23 protein-coding genes are annotated in these 25,239 nt (G+C 34.0%); 12 read left to right on the plus strand and 11 right to left on the minus strand.

Annotated elements, in window-relative coordinates; all coding sequences use genetic code 11:
* Positions 1–5 precede the first annotated feature (5 nt).
* From HKP48_RS00445 to HKP48_RS00460, 4 genes are all read left to right on the plus strand, one after another.
* On the plus strand, positions 6–1,805 hold the full coding sequence (locus HKP48_RS00445) for a nucleoside transporter C-terminal domain-containing protein (RefSeq protein WP_296341680.1): 1,800 nt from the start codon (positions 6–8) through the stop codon (positions 1,803–1,805).
* Between the two features lie 51 nt (positions 1,806–1,856).
* On the plus strand, positions 1,857–2,417 hold the full coding sequence (locus HKP48_RS00450; protein ID WP_296341682.1) for an acyloxyacyl hydrolase: 561 nt from the start codon (positions 1,857–1,859) through the stop codon (positions 2,415–2,417).
* A 114-nt stretch (positions 2,418–2,531) separates the two neighbouring features.
* The gene (locus tag HKP48_RS00455; RefSeq protein ID WP_296341684.1) at positions 2,532–3,356 is read left to right on the plus strand and encodes a thymidylate synthase; all 825 of its coding nucleotides are present in this window, start codon (positions 2,532–2,534) and stop codon (positions 3,354–3,356) included.
* Between the two features lie 41 nt (positions 3,357–3,397).
* On the plus strand, positions 3,398–3,841 hold the full coding sequence (locus HKP48_RS00460; RefSeq protein WP_296341686.1) for an energy transducer TonB: 444 nt from the start codon (positions 3,398–3,400) through the stop codon (positions 3,839–3,841).
* A gap of 49 nt (positions 3,842–3,890) precedes the next feature.
* Here HKP48_RS00460 and HKP48_RS00465 read toward each other — a convergent pair whose 3' ends face one another.
* On the minus strand, positions 3,891–4,187 hold the full coding sequence (locus tag HKP48_RS00465; RefSeq protein WP_296341688.1) for an isoamylase early set domain-containing protein: 297 nt from the start codon (positions 4,185–4,187) through the stop codon (positions 3,891–3,893).
* Between the two features lie 283 nt (positions 4,188–4,470).
* Between HKP48_RS00465 and HKP48_RS00470 the strand changes: the two genes are divergently transcribed.
* The 4 genes from HKP48_RS00470 to lspA all read left to right on the plus strand — a co-directional run bounded on the left by HKP48_RS00470 (position 4,471) and on the right by lspA (position 8,533).
* The gene (locus tag HKP48_RS00470; RefSeq protein ID WP_296341690.1) at positions 4,471–5,400 is read left to right on the plus strand and encodes a dihydrofolate reductase; all 930 of its coding nucleotides are present in this window, start codon (positions 4,471–4,473) and stop codon (positions 5,398–5,400) included.
* Positions 5,401–5,459: 59 nt separating this feature from the next.
* Positions 5,460–7,013, plus strand: coding sequence for an FAD-dependent protein (locus HKP48_RS00475; protein ID WP_296341692.1), 1,554 nt, complete (start codon positions 5,460–5,462; stop codon positions 7,011–7,013).
* Between the two features lie 116 nt (positions 7,014–7,129).
* A complete protein-coding gene (fabD, locus tag HKP48_RS00480) occupies positions 7,130–8,023 on the plus strand; it encodes an ACP S-malonyltransferase (RefSeq protein WP_296341694.1) in 894 nt (297 codons plus the stop codon).
* 15 nt (positions 8,024–8,038) lie between these two features.
* Positions 8,039–8,533, plus strand: a complete 495-nt coding sequence (gene lspA, locus HKP48_RS00485; RefSeq protein WP_296341697.1) for a signal peptidase II — start codon at positions 8,039–8,041, stop codon at positions 8,531–8,533.
* 371 nt (positions 8,534–8,904) lie between these two features.
* Here lspA and HKP48_RS00495 read toward each other — a convergent pair whose 3' ends face one another.
* A complete protein-coding gene (locus HKP48_RS00495; protein WP_296341699.1) occupies positions 8,905–10,185 on the minus strand; it encodes an amidohydrolase family protein in 1,281 nt (426 codons plus the stop codon).
* Between the two features lie 180 nt (positions 10,186–10,365).
* Complete coding sequence (locus HKP48_RS00500; protein ID WP_296341700.1) at positions 10,366–11,601, minus strand: IS110 family transposase; 1,236 nt, start codon at positions 11,599–11,601, stop codon at positions 10,366–10,368.
* A 316-nt stretch (positions 11,602–11,917) separates the two neighbouring features.
* Between HKP48_RS00500 and prfB the strand changes: the two genes are divergently transcribed.
* From prfB to HKP48_RS00515, 3 genes are all read left to right on the plus strand, one after another.
* Positions 11,918–13,022 (plus strand): peptide chain release factor 2 gene (gene prfB / locus HKP48_RS00505; RefSeq protein ID WP_296341701.1). Its coding sequence is split into 2 segments (ribosomal slippage): positions 11,918–11,980 and positions 11,982–13,022, totalling 1,104 coding nucleotides; the frame shifts between segments, so codons are not numbered across the junction.
* Positions 13,023–13,101: 79 nt separating this feature from the next.
* Positions 13,102–13,443, plus strand: coding sequence for an arsenate reductase (glutaredoxin) (gene arsC / locus HKP48_RS00510; RefSeq protein WP_296341703.1), 342 nt, complete (start codon positions 13,102–13,104; stop codon positions 13,441–13,443).
* Positions 13,440–13,922 carry a hypothetical protein gene (locus HKP48_RS00515; protein WP_296341705.1) on the plus strand — a complete coding sequence of 161 codons (483 nt, stop codon included), beginning with the start codon at positions 13,440–13,442 and terminating at the stop codon, positions 13,920–13,922. Before arsC ends, HKP48_RS00515 begins: the two co-directional genes overlap by 4 nt.
* Positions 13,923–14,194: 272 nt before the next feature.
* Here the strand turns inward: HKP48_RS00515 and HKP48_RS00520 are convergent, their stop codons facing one another.
* The 8 genes from HKP48_RS00520 to HKP48_RS00555 all read right to left on the minus strand — a co-directional run bounded on the left by HKP48_RS00520 (position 14,195) and on the right by HKP48_RS00555 (position 23,842).
* Entirely contained in the window at positions 14,195–16,675 is a 2,481-nt protein-coding gene (locus tag HKP48_RS00520; RefSeq protein WP_296341707.1) for a TonB-dependent receptor, read from the minus strand.
* Entirely contained in the window at positions 16,665–18,026 is a 1,362-nt protein-coding gene (locus tag HKP48_RS00525; protein WP_296341709.1) for an HTTM domain-containing protein, read from the minus strand. The genes HKP48_RS00520 and HKP48_RS00525 overlap by 11 nt, the downstream gene beginning before the upstream one ends.
* Positions 18,027–18,029: 3 nt before the next feature.
* On the minus strand, positions 18,030–19,157 hold the full coding sequence (locus HKP48_RS00530) for an imelysin family protein (protein ID WP_296341711.1): 1,128 nt from the start codon (positions 19,155–19,157) through the stop codon (positions 18,030–18,032).
* A gap of 66 nt (positions 19,158–19,223) precedes the next feature.
* Positions 19,224–20,333, minus strand: coding sequence for a hypothetical protein (locus HKP48_RS00535; protein ID WP_296341713.1), 1,110 nt, complete (start codon positions 20,331–20,333; stop codon positions 19,224–19,226).
* Positions 20,334–20,521: 188 nt separating this feature from the next.
* Positions 20,522–21,385 (minus strand): hydroxymethylglutaryl-CoA lyase, encoded by an 864-nt coding sequence (locus tag HKP48_RS00540; RefSeq protein WP_296341714.1) that lies wholly within the window; start codon positions 21,383–21,385, stop codon positions 20,522–20,524.
* Positions 21,386–21,430: 45 nt separating this feature from the next.
* Positions 21,431–22,183, minus strand: coding sequence for a hypothetical protein (locus tag HKP48_RS00545; RefSeq protein ID WP_296341717.1), 753 nt, complete (start codon positions 22,181–22,183; stop codon positions 21,431–21,433).
* Between the two features lie 4 nt (positions 22,184–22,187).
* The gene (locus HKP48_RS00550; RefSeq protein WP_296341720.1) at positions 22,188–22,778 is read right to left on the minus strand and encodes a LysE family translocator; all 591 of its coding nucleotides are present in this window, start codon (positions 22,776–22,778) and stop codon (positions 22,188–22,190) included.
* 29 nt (positions 22,779–22,807) lie between these two features.
* Positions 22,808–23,842 carry a quinone-dependent dihydroorotate dehydrogenase gene (locus tag HKP48_RS00555; RefSeq protein ID WP_296341816.1) on the minus strand — a complete coding sequence of 345 codons (1,035 nt, stop codon included), beginning with the start codon at positions 23,840–23,842 and terminating at the stop codon, positions 22,808–22,810.
* A 113-nt stretch (positions 23,843–23,955) separates the two neighbouring features.
* Between HKP48_RS00555 and pepT the strand changes: the two genes are divergently transcribed.
* On the plus strand, positions 23,956–25,200 hold the full coding sequence (pepT, locus tag HKP48_RS00560; RefSeq protein WP_296341722.1) for a peptidase T: 1,245 nt from the start codon (positions 23,956–23,958) through the stop codon (positions 25,198–25,200).
* The last annotated feature ends 39 nt before the right edge of the window (positions 25,201–25,239 follow it).

Genomic DNA, 25,239 nt, shown 5'->3' on the forward strand with positions numbered 1-25,239 from the left:
AATTAATGAAAAATTTTCTATTAGCTATTGTAGCTATTTTTTTTGGATTAACTCAACTTAATGCAAAGAATTATCAAGAAGTTCAACAAGACACTCTAGAGGTTAAACCAAATGAATTAAAATCTATACAAATTTCTGAAATCAAGGATAATAAAATTAATGATTGGCAACTGAATAGTTATACCATTTATGAAAAATATCCAGACAGTGTCTCAATAGAAAAAAAGTTTGTTAAAGGAAAGGAATTTTTAAATCTAGGTAAAAATGGAAAATATACTGCCATACTAAACAATATATTCAAAAAAGGTGTTTGGCTTCAAAACAATAACTTAATTGTATTTAAACAAAAAGCACCAACAACTGTTGATGTATACTATGAAATCATTAGTCAAGACTCTACTTCTTTAAAATTAAAAAACGGAAATGACGTATTAATCTATGTGTCTTCAAATCATCCAGATTATCTTCCAAAGGAAGAGGTTAAAGATACTATAATTGAGAGTAAAGGCTTTTCCATAACTAGTTTATGGCGAGGCGTTTTAGGAATGATAACTCTTATTTTTATTGCCTTTTTATTTAGCAGTAACCGTAGAGCCATCAATTGGAAAACTGTAGGAATTGGTCTTGCCTTTCAACTCATAATTGCAATTGGCGTTCTTAAAGTAGGCTTTATTAAAACTGTTTTTGAAAGTGTTGGACAAGTTTTTATAAATATACTTGACTTTACCAGAGCAGGTAGTGAATTCTTATTTAGCGGTGTAATGGATGTCAATTCTTACGGCTTCATCTTTGCCTTTCAAGTGTTACCTACTATTTTATTTTTCTCTGCATTAACATCTGTACTATTTTATCTGGGCGTTATCCAAAAAGTAGTCAAAGCCTTTGGTTGGTTATTATCCAAACTCCTTAAAATATCTGGCGCAGAGAGTTTAAGTGTTGCTGGTAATATTTTCTTAGGTCAAACCGAAGCGCCTCTTTTAATTAAGGCCTATTTAGAAAAGATGAATAAGTCAGAAATTCTTCTCGTCATGATTGGTGGTATGGCAACCGTAGCAGGTGCAGTACTTGCAGCTTATATTGGTTTCCTGGGTGGTGATGACCCAAAATTACAGTTATTCTACGCAAAACACTTATTAGCCGCGTCGGTAATGGCAGCTCCTGGTGCAATCGTAATTTCAAAAATATTATTCCCACAAACTGAAAAAATCAATACGGACGTTTCAGTATCTCAAGAAAAAATTGGTTCTAATATTTTAGAATCTATTGCAAATGGTACTACCGAAGGCTTAAAGTTAGCCGTAAATGTTGGTGCTATGCTTTTGGTTTTTGTTGCTTTTATTGCTATGATTAATGGCATACTTGGAGGTATTGGAGATATCACATCGATTAATGCATGGGTTGTGGCGAATACACCTTACCAATCCTTATCATTAGAATTAATTTTAGGGTACACCTTTGCACCACTAATGTGGCTTATTGGTGTTGCACAAGAAGATATGGCGCTTATGGGGCAACTCTTAGGTATAAAATTAGCAGCTAGTGAATTCATAGGTTACATCCAGCTAGCAGACTTAAAAAATGTCGCTAACGCAACACACTTAAACTATAACAAATCTGTAATTATGGCAACATACATGCTTTGCGGCTTTGCCAATTTTGCCTCTATTGGTATCCAAATTGGAGGTATTGGTTCATTAGCTCCAGGTCAGCGCAAGCAACTCTCTAAGTTTGGAATGAAAGCTTTAATTGGAGGAACTATCGCTTCTTTGATTTCAGCTACTATTGCAGGAATGATTATCGGATAAGCTTATTTTCTTGCACAAATTATTATCAATCAAAAATTTTAAATAGTACTCATGATTAAAAGACTACTTATTATTATTTTGGGATTATCATTCACATCTATGAATGCCCAGTTTATCAAAGAAAAATCCATTAATACATCTGTAGGATTTGGTCTTAGTGCACCTTACGAAGATATAGATGTCTATGGTTCGGGTTTTTATGCACAAGGCGAATTGGTATTAAAGGCTGCGTCTTGGGTAGATTTTAGACCTTATGCTGGTGTTATCTTAACAAAAGACCGAGACAACAATGACTCTTCTTTGCCACCGGAACTAAAATCAACAGCAAATGCATTTATGACTGGTTTAAAAACAAGAATTAAAGCACCAATTCCATATGTTTCACCTTTTATTGAAATAGGCGTGGGTTTTTCTGTTGGTTCGTTTGAAACTGTAACTTTTACTCAAAACATTAATAAGAGTGGTTTTTTGTTTCATATACCATTTTCTTTAGGTCTTGAACTTGGTAAAAATCATAACGTAGATTTAGCATTCACTTATTACTTTCATGAAAGTGCAGAACAATTTTCTGGAGCATTTGCCGTTGGTATAAATTTTCCATTAGGGAAATAAAACTCCTATTTCATTCAATTTTAGTTAATAACTTTTAATATCATTAAAAGCCTTAAACATCTTCGTTTAAGGCTTTTTTTTATTTTTAACTCCATTAATAATGATGACGAAATAATGAAGCAATACCACGACTTAGTAAAACACGTTTTAGCTGAAGGTAATCAAAAAGGTGATAGAACAGGCACCGGAACCAAAAGTGTGTTTGGTTACCAAATGCGATTTGATTTAAGCGAAGGTTTCCCAATGGTAACTACTAAGAAATTACATCTTAAATCTATTATTTACGAATTACTTTGGTTCTTAAAAGGTGATACAAACATTAATTACCTTACCAAAAACGGTGTACGTATCTGGAATGATTGGGCAGATGAAAATGGAGATTTAGGTCCTGTATATGGTCATCAATGGCGAAATTGGAATAATGACGAAATTGATCAAATAAAAGAAGTAGTTGAGACTTTAAAGAATAATCCTAACAGCCGCCGAATGATGGTTTCTGCTTGGAATCCTTCGGTTATGCCAGATACATCAAAATCGTTCTCTGAAAATATAGCTAATGGAAAAGCAGCGCTTCCGCCATGCCATGCGTTTTTTCAGTTTTATGTAGCCGATGGAAAATTATCTTGCCAATTGTATCAACGCAGTGCCGATATCTTTTTAGGTGTACCTTTTAATATTGCGTCTTATTCGCTTTTTACAATGATGATGGCACAAGTTTGTGGTTACCAGCCAGGAGATTTTATTCACACATTTGGTGATGCACATATCTACAATAATCATACGGAGCAACTAGAACTACAATTATCTAGAGACATTAGACCTTTACCAAAAATGATTCTTAATCCCGATATCAACAATATTTTTGATTTTGATTTTGAAGATTTTACACTTGTAGATTATAATCCTCACCCACATATTAAAGGTGCTGTTGCAGTGTAGATTATGAAGAAGATTATCTATTTATTTTCAATATGCTTCTTATGACAAAATATGTCTTATTTGTAGTTATCATATTTTCGTTTAATTTCTCATTTTCTCAAAACGAAAAAGAAAAGCAAGAAGAAAAAATACTTCAGATTATAAAAGATGTACCAATCTACAAAGGTTGTAAAAAACACAATACCGCCACTAAAAAAAAGAGGTGCATGGCTAAAAAAATTGAAAAATTAGTGTCAAGTAAATTTGATACTAGAGTTGCCGATAACTTAAAACTATCAAACTCATTAATCAGTGTGATTGTCACTTTTAATATCAATACTAATGGAGAAGTCACAGATATTAAAGCTAAAGGTCCTCATAAAATAGTTGAAGATGAAGCCATTCGTGTAATTAGCCTAATTCCTAAAATGAGACCTGGGCGCTTACATGGTAAAGCGGTTACTGTACCATATACGTTTCCTATAAAATTCATACAATATCAGTAGTTAAAAGGCTTCAAAATTGAAGCCTTTTTATCAAATATTTAATATTGACTTACAAATTTAGCACCCCATTTTCTGCGGCAGCAAAATCATTCCAAGCATACCCATCTGCTTGCTCGTCGTTAAGATAAGAGCCATCAATTACATACCTAAACTCATGTGAACTTTCGCTCGGTAAATCTAATGTCCCTTTAAACGTTCCATTTTTTAACTTTTTTAATTCTGTAGCTTCAGTATTCCACTCGTTAAAGCTTCCAACAACTGCCACATTTTTTGCCTCTTTTGCAGAAACAGAAAATGTTACTTTACAAACTGGCTTAGTTTTTAAATACTGTTTTTTAATTGCCATGATAATCGATTTAATTAATACCCAAATTTATAAAAGAATTTAACTGACAAGTTATAATTAAGAGTAAAGTCGAAAGAATTACCAATTTTTTAAAATTGAATACTTTAAAGACAATTATCATCAATTTTAAAGGTGAAATTATATGCTTTCAACAACGAAGAATAGCACCTTTATCCGCTGACTTTCAACTACATCGTTTTCGAAATTTAATCTAAACACGTAACCTTTATTTACGCTATCGATTTCGTAAAAAAAAAGTATCTTTATCTTATAAAAAATGCAGATGTTCAGTAAAAAGAAACAAACCTCTACCATAGATAAAGATCAATTAGAGCTTATTGAAAATGCTCAAAAACGCATTAAACAAAAAAAACGCTTGTATATTCATTTCGTAGTTTTTTTAATTGGAGCTATATTTTTAATTATAGCTAATACCGTTTTAGGGATTGGTAAAGATTTCACAATAGCAGGAATCAATTGGTTTGTTTATGCCATTTTAGCTTGGCTATTTTTATTTTTATACCATTTTATCAATGTGTTTATCACAAATAAATTTATGGGTAAGGATTGGGAAAAACAGCAACTTGATAAATTGGTTACTAAACAAGAACAACGCATCGATAAACTAAAAAACAACTTCTTAAAAGAAGAAACTAAAATCGCCCAAACCCAAGCTTATAATGAAGCTAAAGCAATTTCAACGAGTGATAAAAAAAAAGCAACTGAACTTACCATCATAGTTGCTGCTGGAGAGCGTAACGCTATCGGTAAGGATAACGACCTCATTTGGCACTTAAGTGATGACTTAAAACGTTTTAAAAAACTTACAAACGGACATCATATTATAATGGGACGCAAAACTTTTGAAAGCTTCCCTAAACCTCTACCAAATAGAACACATATTGTTATTACAAGACAGAGTGATTATCAAGTACCAGAAGGTGTAATTGTCGTGAATTCTTTTGCTGATGCTCTTGATGCTGCGCATAAAGATGATAATCCATTTATCATTGGTGGTGGCGAAATCTACAAACAAGCAATGGCATTGGCAGATAAGCTAGAAATTACAAGAGTACATGCCACTTTTGAGGATGCCGACACATTTTTTCCAGAAATTGACAGTAGTAAATGGAAAGAAGTCAATCGAACTACTCATGATGCGGATGATAAACATGCCCATGCGTTTTCTTTCATAACCTATGAGAAGAAATAATTGTAATCACCTTAGTTATTAATTTAACTAAGGTGTTTTCTTTTAATTAGCTTTGCAACATGATAAAAACTTTGCAACTCCGCATCAATCTACATCAAGAAGCACAACCTGATGGACTGCTTAATAAAGCAGCTTACGATTTAGATATAAAACCTTCTGAAATTTCTGGGATTAAAATCCTAAGAAAATCTATTGATGCACGTAAAAAAAACATCATGTTTAATTACAAGGTTGAAGTTTATATTAATGAGCCCGTTCCCGAGGATTCCGATTATCATTTCGATTATAAAGATGTCTCTAATGCGAAGCCTATTCATATCATAGGTTTTGGACCAGCAGGTATGTGGGCGGCATTACGTTGCATTGAATTAGGATTTAAACCCATTGTTCTGGAACGTGGTAAAAACGTACGCGACCGGCGTCGCGATTTAAAAGCAATTAACCAAGACCATTTTGTTAATGAAAATTCTAATTACTGTTTTGGCGAAGGCGGTGCAGGCACATATAGTGATGGCAAATTATACACACGTAGTTTAAAGCGTGGCGATGTCCGTCGTATTTTCGAGAGCCTTGTCTACCATGGTGCTACAGAACAAATCTTGATCGATGCACATCCGCACATTGGTACCAATAAACTACCAAAAGTCGTTAAGAATATTAGAGAAACTATTCTTAAATATGGTGGCGAAGTCCATTTTGAAACTCGAGTTACTGACTTCATTATAAAGGATAATAGAGTCATCGCTATTCAACTTCAAAATGGAAAGGAACTAAATACCGAAAAAGTAATCTTAGCCACAGGTCATTCTGCACGAGATATTTTTTATTTACTCGATAAAAAGAATCTGGCACTGAAAGCAAAATCTTTTGCCATGGGCGTTCGGGTTGAGCATCCTCAAGAAATTATCGATGGCATACAGTATCATTGTAAAGGTGAACCTCGTAACGAATTACTACCTGCTGCAGCTTATAGTTTGGTAGAACAAGTAAATCACCGTGGTGTATACTCCTTTTGTATGTGCCCTGGTGGATTTATTGTACCAGCAGCTACTGCAAATGGTGAAGTTGTGGTTAATGGCATGTCTCCTTCAAAACGAAATAACAAATTTGCCAATTCAGGAATTGTTGTAGAAATTAATGCAGAAAATGACCTCTATAAATATGAGAAATTCGGTGCTTTAAAAGCTTTAGAATATCAAAAGAATCTAGAGCGCTTAGCATTCACTTCAGGTGGAAGAAACCAAACTGCGCCAGCACAACGCTTAACAGATTTTGTAGAAGGAAAATTATCTAGTGATTTAAATGATACATCCTATCAACCAGGGTTAAAATCAGCACCGTTACATTCCTTATTCCCAAAACTTATTGGTGGTTCTTTGAGAAAAGGTTTCAAGGCATTTGGTGAAAAAATGAAAGGTTTCTATACTGAACAAGCCAATATTATCGGAGTAGAGTCCAGAACATCTTCACCAGTTAGCATACCACGTACAGAGACCTTAGAACATCCTGAAATCTCGAATCTTTTTCCTTGTGGCGAAGGAGGAGGTTACGCTGGCGGCATTGTTTCAGCAGCGATGGATGGTGAGCGTTGTGCGGAAGCGGCTTGCTCATAAAATTTTCTTATAATTCTCAGTTAGCAATAAATCAAGTACTAACCAAAAACGACACCGTCCGTTAACAAATGGTTACATTATAATTCCTATTTTTGCAGCACTAAATTGAAACTAAAATGAATGCATATATATTTCCTGGACAAGGTGCACAATTCTCAGGAATGGGATTAGATCTTTATGAAAACTCACCTCTAGCACAAGAGCTGTTTGAAAAAGCAAATGATATATTAGGATTTTCTATTACTGACGTTATGTTTGAGGGTTCTGCTGAAGATTTAAAGCAAACCAACGTTACTCAACCTGCTATCTTTTTGCACTCTGTTATCTTGGCAAAAACTTTAGGCGATAGTTTTAAACCAGATATGGTTGCTGGGCATTCTCTAGGAGAATTTTCTGCACTTGTTGCTGCTGGAGCTTTAACGTTTGAAGATGGATTAAAATTAGTATCACAACGTGCTGAAGCTATGCAGAAGGCTTGCGAGTTACAACCAAGTACTATGGCAGCCGTTTTAGGATTAGATGACGATATTGTTGAAAAAATATGTACATTAACAGAAGGTATCGTGGTTGCAGCAAATTACAATTGCCCTGGTCAATTAGTAATTTCAGGAGAAGTTGATGCTATTAACAGAGCCTGCGAAGCCTTGAAGGAAGAAGGTGCACGTCGTGCATTGGTTTTACCCGTAGGTGGTGCATTTCATTCTCCAATGATGGAACCAGCTCGTGAGGAACTAGCAGCCGCAATTGAAAACACAACTTTCAGCAAACCAAATTGCCCTATATATCAAAACGTAACCGCTTCTGCAATTACAGATGAAAATGAGATAAAAGCTAACTTAATTTCGCAATTAACTGCACCTGTACGTTGGACACAATCTGTACAACAGATGATTGAAGATGGTGCAAAATACTTTACAGAAGTTGGGCCAGGAAAGGTGCTCCAAGGCTTAGTCCGAAAAATTAATCGCGAAGCAGAAACATCTTCTGCTACTTTTGAAACTAACGCCTAAAACAACTCCCCTATTTTGAATAGAAATCTATTTATAAGCCTAATTATCATTTTCAATTTAGCAATTGACCAATTATCTAAAATTTGGGTTCGTGCAAATTTTATTTACGGTGAAAGCAAGGAAATTATCGGAGACAAATTCATCATGCAATATGTCGAAAATAAAGGTGCCTTTTTAGGTATGGGTAGCGATATGAATCCTACCCTTCATTTTATAACTCTAAAACTTTTACCCCTTTTAGTATTACTATACGTTATATATTATATTGTAAAAACTAAAAGTTTAGACAAAATGAGTTTAATTGCGTTTTGTTGTATTGTAGGTGGAGGATTGGCTAATGTTATTGATCGCTTTTTATTCAGCTCAGTGACCGACTTCTTTTTTATAGACTTAGGTGGAATTTTTAAAACTGGAATTTTTAATGTAGCTGACGTAGCAGTGACAACAGGAATGTTTATCCTAGTTTTTAATAACTTTATTTTTAATAAAAAGTCAAAAAAAGAAGCTTAAACGAAATATTATTTGGATAATACGCCAATCTTCACAATCTTTAATTTTACCGTAGTATGTTTCTCGGTATTTGTGAAATGTTTTAACTGGAATATTAAGAATTTACTTTTTAATGTAAGTAAGCCCTAGTTTCAAGCTGTCCCATTTTAGGTGTAAACCTATCTTCTACTTATGTTTGCCTTTTAATGCTTATCAATTTTATGTTAATTCAATTATCATTAAATACAAATTAACAAAGATTAACAACAAAGAGCAAGAAAATAGCGATAAGCCTGCTTAAGCCCCTTTGGGATTAAATATCTAATAATCAATACAATAATCGCTTGAACACCTGATAACTGCGAGCTTAATTCCTAACGAATTTGACAATCCTAATTTGAGTTGTTTTTGAAGATTTTACCTTCTTTCATGACAAAAACGACATTCTCCATTGTAGAAATATTTTTAGTTGGGTCTTCATCTACCGCAATAATATCCGCAATAAAACCTTCTTTTATTTGGCCAAGTTGATTTTCCATTTTAAGAATCATTGCATTAGTTACCGTCGCACTTTGTATACTCTCAATTGCAGGCATACCAGCTTCAACCATGTATCCAAACTCTTTACCATTATCACCATGATAAAAAACAGCAGCATCAGTACCAAATGCTATACCGACTCCAGCTTTATAAGCGCGGCCAAACATATCTTGAATTTTTGGACCAATATCTAGAGCTTTAGGTACAATAATTTCAGGATAGTAGCCTTTTATTTTTGCCTTTTCAGATACAAACTTTCCAGCACTGATAGTAGGTACTAAATACACATCATATTTTTTCATCATTTCCATAGTCTCAGCACTCATTAATGTGCCGTGCTCAATGGTTTTTACACCACCTTTTATGGCACGTTGCATACCTTCATCGCCGTGCGCATGGGCTGCAACATGGAAACCATAATCATTAGCTGTTTCGCATATAGCTCTAATCTCTTCAATTGAGAACTGCGGGTTTTGTCCACTTTTTGCTACACTTAACACACCGCCAGTAGCTGTTATTTTTATAAGGTCTGCTCCATTTTTATAACGTTGGCGTACTGCTTTTTTAGCATCCTCAACGCCATTTACTACACCTTCTTTAGGTCCAGGATTTCCTATAAGGCTTCTTTTTGCACCATTGGTTGGGTCTGCATGTCCTCCTGTGGTTGCCAAAGCTTTTTCAGCAGTGAATATTCTTGGCCCTACAACTTTTCCTTGATTTATAGCATTTCTAAGAGATACATTTACGCCTGAGCCTCCTAAATCTCTAACCGTTGTAAATCCACTCATTAAACTCACTTCTGCGTAATGTAAAGAATTAAAAGCCACATCTGCATCATTTAATGTATAGGCTTCGAGATATTTCTTTGGATTTGTTTCAGACTCAATATGCACATGCATGTCAATTAATCCAGGCATAACTGTTTTGTATTTTAAATCTATAACTGTGCCCGATTCTGGTTTAACATAGCCATTTTTAACTGAAACTATTTTGTTTTCAGAAACGACTATTGTTTTCTCTGTTAGAACTTTTCCTGTTTTTGTGTCGATTAGTTTTCCACAGTGCAAATAGGTGTTTTGAGAAAACCCAATTACTGTAAATAATAAAACGAAGATTTTTGCAACTATTTTCATACGAATAAATTATGTTTAAAATTCATGTTTTCAACATTTTAGATTAAACTGCTAAGAAACCCTTTTAGGTAAAATTTTCATACACATGCTTTAATGCAATACTCTTTTGTACTTAACAGTTTGAGGTCAGTTTCATGTGCGTGGTTTTTCCAACAGTAAAAATCGACCTTATATTATTTTTTATGCTACTTGGATAATTTCTTCTCCAAGATTAGTTAATTGTTTTTTATAATAGGCTAAAAGTTTATCTCTTCTAAAATTGTTGAGATGGTTAGCTCCTAATTCTTTGTAATCTACTTTATCTTTTATGATATGGTAGCAGGCAATCAGGATTTTATGTCCTAGTGCTATAATGGTTTTCTTTTTGCCTCGTCTACCGACCATAGATTTAAATTTAGATTCAAAATAAGTATTCTTTGTTCTTGATGCTGCCCAACCTAATTCTACTAGGGTTGACCGAAGGTATTTGTTACCATAGGTAATTCTACCACTTTTGTTTTTTCCTGCACTTTGATTGCTTCCGGGGCACATACCAGCCCAAGAGGCTAAATGTTTTTGGTCAGGAAATTGACTCATATCCACTCCTATCTCTGCTATAATACCAATCGCCCCATTTTTACCAACACCAGGTATTTGCTGTAATAAATCCAATTCAACACCTAAAGATGCTGTTGCTTGTTCTATGGCGATCTCTACTTCTAATAAGGTGTCTTCTATTCTTATCATATTATCCCATATCATTTTTAACATTGACCTATGGTGATTTGTCACATAACCAGTTAAGGCTTCTTCTATGTCTTTTCGATTTGCTTTAACTCTACCATGTACCATGCTTAGTAACTCTTTGGCTTGATAATTTTCTTGGTTAACAATAACATTAAGCATCTTTAATCCTGTTTTACAAAAGGTATCTGATAACACAACTGATAACTTAATATTGGCATCTTCTAAGATTTTCTGAAAACGATTCTTCTCTGAACTAATCATTTGAACTAACTTCTTTCTATAACGTGTTAAATCTCGTAGTTCTCTAATTTTTCTCTCAGGAATGTAACTCCCTTTTAACAACCCACTTAATAGTAATTTGCAGAGCCATCGACTGTCTTTTTTATCTGTCTTATGACCAGGTACATTTTTTACATGTCTGGCATTAACCAATAAAATCTCAAAATCATCACCCATGACATTGTAAATTGGCTTCCAGTAAACCCCAGTACTTTCCATAGCAATGTGGGTAACCTTGTGTTTCTTTAACCAGTCTCTCAATTTTATCAAAGAACTTGTGTAGGTATGAAAACTTTTTGTCATCGTTTTTATACCTTTGCCTTGAATGGTAACTACTACAATCTCTTTGTGAACGTCCATTCCACATCCACGAGATACAACTTGCTCAAAAGCAACAGTGTCTTTTTTCATGTCCGTCTGTTTTTTTGTTAATAATACCCTAAGGTAATAATAGAGGACTTTTTTTAATTATTCATATCCTTTTATGACGGATTCCTCTAAAATTATTTTTGCGCCGTAATGGAGGTTTCATGTGTTTATATGTATTGTTTTTTAGGTACACATGCTGTTCGCTATTAATCATTCCTTTGGGTGATAATATCTTTAGCATGCTCGTTTCATAATTGGTTTTTTTAAGAATGATAAAACTACGGAATTTCTAAAAATTCTCTTTAAAAATAACAAGACTTTAAAGCATGATATTATATTTGCAGAAATACATCAATTAATGATAACTTTAGACCAAATAAAAGCTCTTAATTCCCGTCTCGACGCACTGAGACAGTATCTTTGACTTAGATGCCAAACGCATAGAAATATCCAACGAAGAAGAACAAACCTTTGATCCTGATTTTTGGAACGACTCCCAAAAAGCTGAAGGCATCATGAAATCCATTCGTGAAAAGAAAAGTTGGATTAATGATTTTGAGACTGCAGAAACACTTTACGAAGATTTAGAAGTTCTTTACGAATTTTTCAAGGAAGATGAAGCTCCAATGGAAAACGTTGAAGCACGCTATGAAAAAGTTGTTAATGCCATTGAAAAACTAGAGTTTAAAAATATGCTTTCTGAGGAAGGTGATAGTTTAAGTGCTGTATTACAAATTACTGCTGGTGCTGGCGGTACAGAAAGTTGCGATTGGGCAAGTATGCTTATGCGTATGTATTTGATGTATGCTGAAAAAAGTGGCTTCAAAGTCAAAGAGCTCAACCTACAAGATGGGGATGTTGCAGGTATAAAAACCGTTACTTTAGAAATTGAAGGCGATTATGCTTTTGGTTGGCTTAAAGGCGAGAATGGAGTTCACCGCTTGGTTCGTATTTCTCCATTTGACAGTAATGCCAAACGGCATACGAGTTTTGCTTCTGTATATGTTTATCCATTGGTAGATGATTCTATTGAGATAGATATCAATCCTTCGGACTTAGAAATAACTACGGCACGTTCGAGCGGCGCTGGTGGACAGAATGTAAATAAAGTTGAAACAAAAGTCCAGTTGTTGCATAAACCATCTGGAATACAAATCCAGTGTTCTGAAACACGCTCACAGCACGATAACCGCGCAAGAGCTTTACAAATGCTTAAATCTCAGTTATATGAGATAGAACTTCAAAAACAGATGTCTCAACGTGATGATATTGAGGCCAGCAAGATGAAAATTGAATGGGGAAGCCAAATCCGTAATTACGTCATGCATCCCTATAAATTGGTAAAGGATGTGCGTTCTGGACATGAAACTGGAAATGTAGATGCCGTCATGGATGGCGACATTGAGCCGTTTTTAAAGGAATATCTAATGATGATGGGGCAAAAGGAATCTGATACTTTATAAGTAAATAGTTTACTGTAGACAGTCTTTAGCCATATTCTTGAACTTAAAAAATGGTATAATAATTGTTATTTTTGCAGAGATGATACAAATATTACATAATCCACGATGCAAAAAATCTAGAGAAGGTTTACAATTTCTTGAAGATAATAATGTTGACTTTGAAATTATAAAATACTTAGATAACAAACTTTCAGAATCCGAATTAGATGTTATTATTACTAAATTAAAAATAGCTCCCATCGCTTTAGTGCGAAAAAACGAAGCTATCTGGAAAAGCGATTATAAAGGAAAAGAATTATCTAATTCTGAAATCATCAAAGCTATGATAGCTCATCCAAAACTAATAGAAAGGCCAATTATTATTAACAAGAATAAAGCTGTAGTTGGGCGACCAACTGAAACTATCAAAACCATATTATGAGAAAAGTACTTATTCTAATCTGTTTATTATTAACAACAGCCACAGTAACGGCTCAATTTGGAAGACGTGGAGCAAATCAAGTAAGAAGACCTCAAACTAGTTCCGAACCAACGGAGGCTCAAAAAGCAAAATTTGAAAAGAATATGAAAGAAAGACAACAAGAATTTATTACGAAAATAATAAATAAACTTGGAGCTGATGAATTTCAAAAAGAGATTACACGAATTACTCTGACAGAGTATTTTGATAAACTTATTGCTTTTAATCAAATTGAATTTGACAGACAAATTGGAAAGAAAGATGCATTAAGAAAACTTCAAAAAGAACATTTCTCAGATTTGAGGTCTTTATTATCAGAAGTAGACATGAATATTATAGATGATGTTGTTGAAGGTAAGAATTTAAAAAGTTTAGATGAAGAAGGTGATAGTAAGAAAAAGAGAAAACGCAAAAAGAATAATAAAAAAGATAAAGGGTAATTAATTAATTTGTATATACGCTAACTATCATAAGCTAAAAATAAACCTGATTTTCTGTATTTTCGAGCGACAGTCGAGAAACCGTAAGGTTCAGCGTAGCTAAATATAAGCACTTGATTTTAATACATTTCAACTTTAGTTTATGCTGAGCACAGTCGAAGTACTCAATGCTATAGATTAAATTAAAATCAATTTATGACATATTACGGACATTCAAAATAAATTATTATTTTATTTGAACATAAAAATATTGAAAATAAATACTAGGAGTTTTACAACTTAAACCCTAAAGTTACATAATAGCTTCTTGGTAATGCCGGAATAATACCTGGACCTGGATAACCTGTTGCACGTTGTGTGAAATATTGCTCGTTGAGTAGATTATTCACTCCTGTTTCTAAAGTCCATTTTTTGTAACGATACGATAGTGATAAATCTAATACAGAATAGGCTGGTATAGAACCAATGATACCACTTACGTTATCACCTAAATCTTGAGGCGCGTTGGAAGCATCTGTAAATTGGGATGACAAATAGGAGTATTGAAAATCAATCAAGAAATTTTTATAACCCATTTTTAGACCTGTTCTTAAATTAAGATTAGGCGCAAATGGCAATTCATTATCTTTTACGCCTGGCACCTCAGACTCTATAAATTCTGATTTAATTACTGCTAAATTGATGTAATAGTTAAGGCGATACTCGTCTTTATTTTCAAAAAAGGTTTCTTTTAAATTCCAATCTATCAAACTCTCAAAACCATAAGTTAGTGCTGTACCAATGTTACCTCTAAAACGCACGATTCGTCCATTTTCAACTTCATTGCCAAAAGCATCAATTCTTGTGGCTGTTCGTAATACTTCATCAATCCTATCTCTATAAAGTAGTCCAAAAACATTGGCATCATAAGATACTATTTTTTTGTAGCGACCTCTAACGCCTAGGTCTGCTGTGAATCCGCTTTCGTCCTTAATATTAGGGTCAATTTGTAATGCTGGATTTATAACACGGATATCACTAAAGGTCACCGACCTGTAATTTTGTGAAAAATTACCATAGACTTCTAAATTTTTGTTTGGCTTGTAAGCTGCTCCTAATCCTAAAAGTAAAATATTACGTTCGCGTGTTCGATTGTCATCAAAGGTTGAATCTAATAAGGGGTTGCCAGCTAAATCTCTATTTACAGCTCTAAAAGCACCTTCGCTTTCGGTTTTTATATATTCAAAACGAACGCCTGGTGTCAAGGAAAATTTATCAGATAGATAAAAAATATTTTCAGCGAAAAAGGCGGCATTTAGATTCGGGAAGTCAAAATCGGATTGTCTTAATTCGCTCGGTAAATCTTGAACATCATAATCTATAAAATTGAAATTGGCATCATTACCATTAGTTCCCGGACCTTGTCGTTCTTCGTTAAATGCTTGGTAGTATTTGCTTCCTACCAATAGAATTGATTTTTTTGAACCTAGATTATAATTTTTCAAATAACGTAATTCTGCTCCCCAATTTCTAAAGTTACCGACTTGTAAATCGCGTGGTTCGTCTAAATCATCGACTTGCGAAACACGATTGGTTCTAAAACCAATGGCACTTCGTGAGGAATTCATCCCAAAGAGAATGGCATTAAACTCTTCATCTTCAGAAAATTTATGATTAAATTTTGCGGTGAGTAAATTCCAATTCACTTTAAACCAATTACGATTTCTATTACTAAAGGTTGGGTCTTGGTAAAATTGTACATCTGTTAATCCGCCTGGTTGTTGTGCTGTGTAACTCAGATGCGTGTATTCTAAACCAATACTCGTTTTATCAGATAGTTTATAATTTAAATCTGTAAACGCATTAAAGGCTTCTAGACTCATATTTGCTCGAGGGGCTTGGTCAAAATTATTTTTATAAGACACATAGCTGTAATGGCTAAACTTACCATTAGTACCACTAAAACTATTGAATGTAGAAAAACCTGAATTGGTATCCCAACTTTGACGTGTTACAATCTCCAATGGCTTTTTGGATGGTGACCTTAGTTTGAAGTTTAGCAAACCACCAAACTGCGTTCCGTATTGTAAAGACGCCGCACCACGCAGTACTTCAATCTCTTCTAAAGCCTCTGCTGGTGGTGTATAATAACTTTCTGGATATCCTAAAACGTCTGCACTAATATCGTAACCATTTTGTCTGGTATTAAAGTTGGCCGTTCGGTTTGGATCTAAGCCACGACCACCGATGGAGAGTTGTAAACCGCTATTGGTACTCTCGTAAATATTAATACCTACTACTTGCGAAAACACTTGACGAGCATTACTATTACTTTTATTTCCCACCATTTGGCTTACAAGAACCACTTCATTTTTCTTCCCAGCATAAATGCTTGTACCCTCGGCATCCTTGGCACGTTTTAAATCGAAAATAGCACGACGCTTGGCTTGTATTACGACTTCCGAAAGTTGGTTGGACTTTTCAACTTTAACGGAAACTATTTTATCTGCATTAATGACAAATGTTTTTTCATACCATGCATAGTCATCATTATAAAACACAATAGTATGTACTCCTGCTTTCAATTTTTCAAATTCAAAATAGCCATTAGCATCAGTTGTTGTCTCTTTTCCTGTTGAGATATCTAATACTTGAATGTAAGAAATAGGGGTTTCAGTAGTGGTATCTAAAACTGTACCTGAGAGTTTAAATTGTGCATGTGATACGAGTCCGAATACACAACATAAAAAAATAAATAATCTTTTAAAATCCATAAATATTATCGTTAAAAGGCAGAATCCAATCTTTATGTTTCCAACTGTCTTTTATTTTGGTTAAATCAATATTTGGGTCAATAAATCGCTGGCTTAAACGTCCATTTAATGAGATGTAACTATCTACATATACTTCAGGGTTTTTAATGCCTTTGGTTCTAAAATGGCCTTCTAAAAATGTGGCGAATTGTAAAATAAAATCGGCCTGTGTTCGCAATTGTTTTTCTTGATATTCCGTTAAAAACTCAGAATGGTCTACGTAAAACCAGTTTTTGGTTTCAGGATTTACAATTTTATACTGCACATAACCGCCTTTTTCAATGAGCATAACTCGCCAAGAATAACGGTAACCTTCTTCTGTCCAAAACAATTCATCTGGATATAATAAATACCGAAAAGGAAATAGAAATTGAAACGTAAAAAACACAACTAACAAACCTGTTATGATTGTGTTTTTTAGATTCGGAATCCATTCTAAAGACACCTTTTTTGGCTTATCCTTAATCCTGAAAAGTCGTCTTAAAATTGAAATGATTTTTTCGTGAAAAGCCGCATCAAAAAAGATTAAGGTCGATAAAATCATCACATAAGGAAAAATACCGATTGGGAAAAGTATACGTGTTAACACATGAAACACAACTACCATTATAAAGGCGAATAATCGAGTTCGTTTATAAAATAATAGAAAAGGGATACACAAATCGTACAACATACCACTCCAACTCATAAGATAATGCATCCATTGTTTTTGAAATAAATCGCCTAGCAATGGTAAATCGTAAAGTGATGGTAACCAAACTTGTAAGGGCATAGCTCTTAACAGCCAATCAGAATTTATTTTTGCTAACCCAGCATAGAAATACACAATAAACAACATCAACTGAATCACGAAAATATTGTAACGTGGTAGATGTGTAAAGGCTAATTTTGGTTGTTTTTTAGCATCTAGTGAAAAGAAACAATGCGCAGGCAAAAAGATGAGCAAAAAGCCAATAATACTTACAAAATAGTAATGGTTGAGATAGTAAGTTTTATCAATAAGCTCACAATACGTAAAACTTAAGAAAAAGAGTATTGTGCTTAATCTGTATTTGTAGCCTAATAAAATACCTAATGATGCTAGTAGCGTTATGGCATAAAGGATATAGGTGTAAGCGCCAAAATCTTTTACAAATTCAAAACCAAAATATTTAAAATGAAATGTGGGATTAATGTAATAGGTTTCTACCCAATTTTGAGATAAAAATCGTAGCGTAGAAAACAACATTAGGCACCCAAATATAATCCGAAAGACCGCAAGTGGAGCGGCCTTTACAGGATGTTTTAAATATGTGGTTATGGTTTTAAACATTAATTAATCTCCGTCGTTACTTTCAAAAGCGATATTAATATTTAATGCCGACATCATATCAGATTTCAAAAACACCACATTATCTTGAAGTGCCTCAAAAACTTCTAACATTTGTATGTTATTTGTATTTATTTGCTCAAAAAAATTAGAGTTGAGTGCCGAAATTAAATCTCTAGAGGTATTAAACTGATTATTAATTAAAAGTGATAAATCTTCACCTTCTTTCATCGTATTTAAAAAGTCTAAGTAACTCTCCAAACTTTCAACAGTTGTAGTTTGATTGTAAACAGTTCCTCTGAAAAAATTCTGTAAAGCATCTAATGCTTCAAGACATAATGTTTTGGATAAATCCTTTTTATAAAATGCTTCAACTTTTTCTGGTGTCTGCATGCCTGCAGAAAATACGCCAGCAGGTGTTCCTATTTTACCATTTCTGAAGAATACTTCGTAATACTTCATATATTCATTAACCAATACATTGGTCGAGCTGTTGGCTGCATTACCACTACTATTTACAAATGTCGCTCGGTAATCACCTTCCCATTCTGTAACAACCTCATTTGTTAGTGTATCGATACGATTTACGACATCAGTTAAATAAGCTAAATAGCTATTAGCATTTGTATTGGTCGTATAAAATTCAAGAATTTCAGTATCTGTATCCGCCAAGCCAAACAATAAATAATCTAAAGCAGGAAAACCTTGTTCATCATTTCTATTAATATCTTGTAAGGCGTAATTTCCTGAGCTAATGTTAGCATCTATATTACCAGCATTTGTTGGATAAATATTAAGGAAACTTCTTAAAAATGTAGACTGTGCTGGACCTATATTAAACATAGAAACATTTTGCCACGTAATGTATGCGTCTTCCCATGTTTGACGTAAGTTGTTTAAATTAGTCTGGTTTGGCAAAGATTCAAATGTATTGGAGGCCGATTTTAATGCCGTTACTTTTGTGTTAAAATCTTGATATGCAGGAATGATAAGGTCATCTACCCAATTGACTAGCATGGCTTGTCTATCAAAATTACCTGTATTGTTAGCATTCAATGATTCATCATCACTACAACTGTAAATACCGACACAACATAAAATGATAACTAGAAAAATAAATTTTAAAGATTTCATAGGGTTTCTTTTTTGTAGCAACAGAAAACCGCTGCTAAGCGATTTTCTGTTATAATTATAATATGATTATGGGTTGTTGTTCACATAGAAGCTTATTACTTCTGCATCTGTAAAACCGTAAATGCTTTGTAAAGCATCAATAACAGCATCTAAATTTGAAAATAAATCAACTTCATTTAAAAATCTATGACTCTCTGGATTTTGACCTTCTACAACTAATAAATTTGCTAAGACACTATCAATCTCGGCATCTGTAATCATCTTATTAGATAATCCTTTAAAACCATGTGCAAAAGCAACACCTTCTGCATATGCATGCATAGCGTTACCAAGTGCAGCATCTTTATCTGGTCCATCAGCCAAGGCAAATGCAGCAGTTAATTGGTCTTTAGTCGCTTTACAATAGTAAATTACCGTGGCAAAGTTAGACATTTCCCAGTTCATTAAATAATCTTCAAGCGCTGCATCTCTAACATCATTAAACTCGCTGCCAGCTTCTATGGCTGCTTTAGCGGTAATTAAATTTTCTTGAATATCGAAGAAAAAACCTGTCTGAGCTGTTAGATTAGAACGTCTTCTAGAATAGGTTGCTGCTGCTGTAGTTTCTGATGGATTAAATGTTATATCCGCACCATGTATCTCTACTAACTTATCAATAGCAGCAGAATCTGTTAGGTCTCCATTAATAACCGTTAATGCATGGTTATATAAAGCTGCACCGAAAGAGCCTTTCTGTATCATTTGCTCTAGCTCTAAACCGTACTCGTCTAATAAACGTGACCCTAAAAGTCCACCTTCTTGACCCATCACTGGCATATTACCAAAGCCAGGATTCTGAAAACCATCAGCCGAATTTGCTGAATTTACCAATTGTACCAACCACTCGGTTACTAAGTTTCTATAGTTAGGTAAGGTTACCGCAGATAATGTGGCAGGATAATCAATAGATGCAACAGTTGTGGTTTGCGCATTTGATTCTGCTGCATTTACGGCAGATGTTACTGTCGATAATTCATCTATAACTGTATTTTCTGCCACAACATTGGCATTAAAATCTACTGAAACATATTCTGTAGGAATGTTTAATGTTGGTGAAACAGTACTGTCATCTTCACTTGAACAAGAGGTAAATAAAGCTCCTGCTACTAATAAACTAAAGGCTAAGTTTTTACTCATTTTGGTTATGCATTTAATCATTTTACTATTATTATTTAGACTTGATATAAATAATTATCTATAATTTGATTGCAAACTTAAAACACATTTTCGTTTTCACAAAGTTTATTTAGATTAAATTTAAATAAACTTTTAAAACACTAATAATGATAAAGTTAAAACTAATTATTAAAATGGAGCTTACACATTTAATGATACATTTTGAAGATTTTACTTGCCTCATTATAAGCACTCTCAAAAGCCATAGCACTTAAATCATGTGCTTTTTGTTGTGTAAAGTAAGACAACATTTTTTCGGTTGGCATGTTACCAGTCAGTTCGTCTTTTGCCATTGGGCAGCCGCCAAAACCTTGAATAGCACCATCAAAACGTCTGCAACCAGCTTGATAAGCGGCGTCTACTTTTTCGTACCAGGACGTTGGTGTTGTATGTAGATGTGCACCAAATTCTACATCGGGATATTTTGGTATTAGGTTTGAAAACAAATAGCTGATGTTTTTAGGATTTGAGCTACCAATAGTATCACTTAAAGACAAAATCTTAACATCCATTTTTGCCAATTTTTCTGTCCACTCACCTACAATATCCACATTCCAGGGGTCGCCATAAGGATTTCCAAATCCCATGGAAATATAAACCACAACTTCTTTTGAAGATTTATCGGCTATTTCTAAAATTTGGGAAAGTGTATCAACAGATTGGGTAATAGTCTTATGTGTATTTCGCATCTGAAAGTTTTCAGAAATCGAAAATGGAAAACCTAAGTAATCAATTTCAGCATGTTTTGAAGCTTCATTTGCTCCACGAACATTAGCTATGATCGCTAGAAGTTTACTTTTGGTTTTACTTAAATCTAATTGTGCTAAAACTTGGGCAGTATCTACCATTTGCGGAATAGCTTTAGGTGATACAAAACTCCCAAAATCTATAGTGTCAAAACCTACACGCAACAACGATTGAATGTATTGTACCTTCTTCTCTGTAGGAATCCAATCTTTGATGCCTTGCATTGCATCTCTTGGACATTCAATAAGTTTTACGGGGTTTTTCATTAGTGTCAAATATAAGGCTTACTAAAAGGATTTCATAGTACGATATTAGAAGAGTCTAAAAACCCATTCACCTAAAAACCCAAACCAAATGAAGTAGCCTAAAAGTCCACCAATAAAGCCTGAAATTATAAAGCTAAAACGATATTTAATTGGTATAAGTCTAAAGATTACATATAGCGACAATATTAAACCTGTAATTAACATTACACTTGGCAATAGCCATTGATTAAATCCTAATGTACTTGAAATTCCAAACTCATCTCCTGAAAAGTTTATCTGATTAAAAAACAAAAAAGAAAAAACAGCATTACAAAAATTAAAAACCTCACGAAGAATAAAGAGCGCTAAAAACACGGCAATCCAATCGAGCAATTTAAAGTCATATCTTTTTCTGCGTCTATATAATAAAATAATAAAACCAATTATTGATGTAAGTATAGTTTGTGCTGGTCCTCCAATAGTAACATACAAGCCGCTATTATTAACTTGCTTAGAGTATTTTTTATCTAAATTTTTATTTAAAACTTCTACTTCATCTTTGACATTTTGAGAAAATTCCTCATACTCTAAATTTTTATTTTTTTTGTAAAGCTCTTTAAGCTTTATATAATCTTCATCTTGCATTATTCTTTTATGATAATAAGTCATACTATCATGATATAGTGCTGTTTCATACCCATAGTATTTTGCTACAGCAATATGACCCAATTCATGCAACTGTGTACCAATAATTGTAAATACTACAAATGCAAATGGGATAATAAATGAGAATTTGGGTAAAAACTTAAACCTTAGCATAAAACTAAAGTAAAATAAAAATCGCTATTCCAATAAAAACAACAATCTGCAACCATTTAAAAATCGTTCCTGAATTTCTATGACTCAAAGTGTAGTCCTTGATAAAACTTGCCATAAGTGCTATGGAAGAAAAAATAAAAAATGAAATTACAATAAATAATCCTCCTAAGACATAAAACTGAATTACAGTACTCAAAGTTTCACTAAACAAAAAAGATGGGAAAAATGCCAAGAAAAAAATGGTCACTTTAGGGTTTAGGACATTCATAAAAAACCCTTGAACAAACAATTGCTTGAGGCTTTTTCGTTCTTTACTTTCAGTGTTTATATGAATTTTACTATCGGACTTATAAACCTTGTATGCCAGATAAAGTAAGTATAGAGCACCTAATATCTTGATTCCCAGAAATAGGTTTTCATTCGCCTTAATAATAGCAGAGACACCAAAGGCTAGTAACGTTGTATGAATAATACAACCCGTCATCAAACCTACTACAGTTGCTAAGGCGTGAGATTTACTATTCGTAAGGCTTTGTACCAAAACATAAATATTGTCTGGACCTGGCGAAATTGCCAAAGCTGCTGTAGCGGACATAAATAAAAGTAGTGTGTCCCAATTCAAAATTAAGAACGTTTTAAAATGGCTTTGTTTATGGACTTAATTAAGCTTGGACCTTCATAGATAAAGCCTGTGTAGATTTGCACCAAGTCAGCGCCAGCATCTATTTTTTCAAGAGCATCAGCAGCAGAATGAATACCTCCTACTCCAATTATCGGAAAAGCTTTGTTACTCTTATCAGCTAAATATTTAATGACACGTGTAGACTTTGCTTTAATAGGTCGACCGCTTAATCCGCCATTACCGATTTCAGTTAGTCGCTCTTCTGAAGTTTTCAAATTGTTTCGGTCTGTTGATGTGTTGCTAGCAATAACCCCATCAAGGTTTGTTTCATTTACTAAATCTACGATTTCGTCAAGTTGGCCATCGTTTAAGTCTGGTGCAATTTTAAGTAGTATTGGTTTTTGGGTATCAAAAGTGCTGTTCGCTTTTTGTACCGAACCAATCAACTCTAACAAATAATCTTTGTCATTAAGCTTGGCATGACTACCAACATTTGGACAGCTTACATTCAACACAAAGTAATCGACATATGGATGCAGTGCCTTAAAGCACTCTAAATAATCCTTTGTATAATCCTCCGGTTTGGTTTGTGTGTTTTTACCAATATTTCCACCGATAATAAGCTGACCTTTATTTTTCTTCAACTGCTCGATTGCCGCTTCAAGACCTTCGTTATTAAATCCCATGCGGTTAATAATCCCTTGGTCTTCTTTTAGTCTGAACAAACGTTGCTTCGGGTTTCCTTCTTGTCCTTTTGGTGTTACAGTTCCTATTTCAATAAAACCGAAACCAAAGTTTGCCAATTCATTATACAAAACCGCATTTTTATCAAAACCAGCAGCTAATCCAACAGGGTTCTTAAATTTTAAACCAAATAGCTCGCGTTCTAATCGCTTATCTTCAATAACATATAAGCTTCTTAACAATCCTTTTACACCAGGAATTTTAGATAAATTTCTAATTAAATCAAACGTGAAGTAATGAACTTTTTCAGGGTCGAATTTAAATAATATTGGACGAATTAGCGACTTGTACATGCGTTGTGTTTTGCTGTGCAAAAATACACCAATAAACAGGAAATAAAAAGAAACCAAAACTGGACTTGCAGTATCGTATTTCAATCTCTATTTTTGAGGAAAAGCAAAATATAATGATTGATAAGCAGCAACTCATAGACCGATTTATAAGCTACGTAACCATAGATACAGAATCCGACCCAAACTCAGATACAACACCAAGTACAGCCAAACAGTGGGATTTAGCAAATAAATTAGTTGTAGAACTTAGGGATATGGGCATGAGCGATGTCTCTATTGATGATAATGCCTATGTTATGGCAACGTTGCCAAGTAATGCAAACCATGATGTCCCTACCATAGGTTTTGTTTCGCATTTTGATACCACTCCAGATTATACTGGCGCTAATGTAAAACCACAGATTGTTGAAAATTATCAAGGACAAGATTTAGTCTTATCTGAAGAAGAAAATATTGTATTATCTCCAGATTATTTTGAAGATCTACTACTCTACAAAGGACAAACCTTAATTACCACTGATGGCACTACTCTTTTGGGTGCTGATGATAAAGCTGGAATTACCGAAATTATGGAGGCGATGACATACCTTATCAATAATCCTAAAATTAAACATGGTACCATAAAAGTTGGTTTTACACCCGATGAAGAAATTGGTCGTGGTGCACATAAGTTTGATGTCGAAAAATTTGGAGCCGATTGGGCATATACTATGGATGGCAGCCAAATTGGCGAGTTAGAATACGAGAATTTTAATGCTGCAGAAGCTGTAGTAACCGTGAACGGAAAAATTGTACACCCAGGATATGCCAAAGGAAAAATGGTAAACAGTATGTACTATGCTAGTGAGTTTATTAACGCACTGCCAAAACACGAAACACCAGAACATACAGAAGGCTACGAAGGGTTCTTCCATTTATACGCCGTTAATGGCGAAGTAGAATCAAGCAAGTTAAAATACATTATTAGAGACCACGATAAAGATAAATTTGAAGCGCGTAAAGCATTGATGCAAAAGATAACTACAGATCTCAACGCTAAATATGGCAAACCTGTTTTTGAAATAGAAATTAAAGACCAATACTACAACATGAAAGAAAAGGTAATGCCTGTAATGCACATTGTAGATATTGCGGAAGACGCTATGAAAGCCTTAGACATAAAACCACTCATAAAACCTATTCGTGGTGGTACTGATGGCTCGCAATTAAGCTATATGGGATTACCATGCCCTAATATTTTTGCTGGTGGCCACAATTTCCATGGACGCTACGAGTATGTCCCTGTAGAGAGCATGATTAAAGCCACTGAAGTGATTTGTAAAATTGCAGAGCTGACGGCTGAGAAGTATAAAAGCTAATAATCAGGCTCTTGACTTTCTATTTTAAAACAACTAACT

It is taken from the genome of Winogradskyella sp. (assembly GCF_013042245.1).
Classification (GTDB): domain Bacteria; phylum Bacteroidota; class Bacteroidia; order Flavobacteriales; family Flavobacteriaceae; genus Winogradskyella.

What these genes read in the sequence shown, in the direction of transcription:
- HKP48_RS00500 (WP_296341700.1), bottom strand. Translation starts at nt 11,601, where the DNA reads ATGAAAAAAGACACTGTTGCTTTTGAGCAAGTTGTATCTCGTGGATGT.
- HKP48_RS00520 (WP_296341707.1), bottom strand. Translation starts at nt 16,675, where the DNA reads ATGGATTTTAAAAGATTATTTATTTTTTTATGTTGTGTATTCGGACTC.
- HKP48_RS00470 (WP_296341690.1), top strand. Translation starts at nt 4,471, where the DNA reads ATGTTCAGTAAAAAGAAACAAACCTCTACCATAGATAAAGATCAATTA.
- HKP48_RS00540 (WP_296341714.1), bottom strand. Translation starts at nt 21,385, where the DNA reads ATGAAAAACCCCGTAAAACTTATTGAATGTCCAAGAGATGCAATGCAA.
- HKP48_RS00460 (WP_296341686.1), top strand. Translation starts at nt 3,398, where the DNA reads ATGACAAAATATGTCTTATTTGTAGTTATCATATTTTCGTTTAATTTC.
- HKP48_RS00455 (WP_296341684.1), top strand. Translation starts at nt 2,532, where the DNA reads ATGAAGCAATACCACGACTTAGTAAAACACGTTTTAGCTGAAGGTAAT.
- HKP48_RS00545 (WP_296341717.1), bottom strand. Translation starts at nt 22,183, where the DNA reads ATGCTAAGGTTTAAGTTTTTACCCAAATTCTCATTTATTATCCCATTT.
- HKP48_RS00550 (WP_296341720.1), bottom strand. Translation starts at nt 22,778, where the DNA reads ATGTCCGCTACAGCAGCTTTGGCAATTTCGCCAGGTCCAGACAATATT.
- HKP48_RS00515 (WP_296341705.1), top strand. Translation starts at nt 13,440, where the DNA reads ATGAGAAAAGTACTTATTCTAATCTGTTTATTATTAACAACAGCCACA.
- HKP48_RS00475 (WP_296341692.1), top strand. Translation starts at nt 5,460, where the DNA reads ATGATAAAAACTTTGCAACTCCGCATCAATCTACATCAAGAAGCACAA.
- HKP48_RS00555 (WP_296341816.1), bottom strand. Translation starts at nt 23,842, where the DNA reads ATGTACAAGTCGCTAATTCGTCCAATATTATTTAAATTCGACCCTGAA.
- pepT (WP_296341722.1), top strand. Translation starts at nt 23,956, where the DNA reads ATGATTGATAAGCAGCAACTCATAGACCGATTTATAAGCTACGTAACC.
- HKP48_RS00535 (WP_296341713.1), bottom strand. Translation starts at nt 20,333, where the DNA reads ATGAGTAAAAACTTAGCCTTTAGTTTATTAGTAGCAGGAGCTTTATTT.
- HKP48_RS00530 (WP_296341711.1), bottom strand. Translation starts at nt 19,157, where the DNA reads ATGAAATCTTTAAAATTTATTTTTCTAGTTATCATTTTATGTTGTGTC.
- HKP48_RS00445 (WP_296341680.1), top strand. Translation starts at nt 6, where the DNA reads ATGAAAAATTTTCTATTAGCTATTGTAGCTATTTTTTTTGGATTAACT.
- HKP48_RS00495 (WP_296341699.1), bottom strand. Translation starts at nt 10,185, where the DNA reads ATGAAAATAGTTGCAAAAATCTTCGTTTTATTATTTACAGTAATTGGG.
- fabD (WP_296341694.1), top strand. Translation starts at nt 7,130, where the DNA reads ATGAATGCATATATATTTCCTGGACAAGGTGCACAATTCTCAGGAATG.
- HKP48_RS00450 (WP_296341682.1), top strand. Translation starts at nt 1,857, where the DNA reads ATGATTAAAAGACTACTTATTATTATTTTGGGATTATCATTCACATCT.
- HKP48_RS00465 (WP_296341688.1), bottom strand. Translation starts at nt 4,187, where the DNA reads ATGGCAATTAAAAAACAGTATTTAAAAACTAAGCCAGTTTGTAAAGTA.
- arsC (WP_296341703.1), top strand. Translation starts at nt 13,102, where the DNA reads ATGATACAAATATTACATAATCCACGATGCAAAAAATCTAGAGAAGGT.
- HKP48_RS00525 (WP_296341709.1), bottom strand. Translation starts at nt 18,026, where the DNA reads ATGTTTAAAACCATAACCACATATTTAAAACATCCTGTAAAGGCCGCT.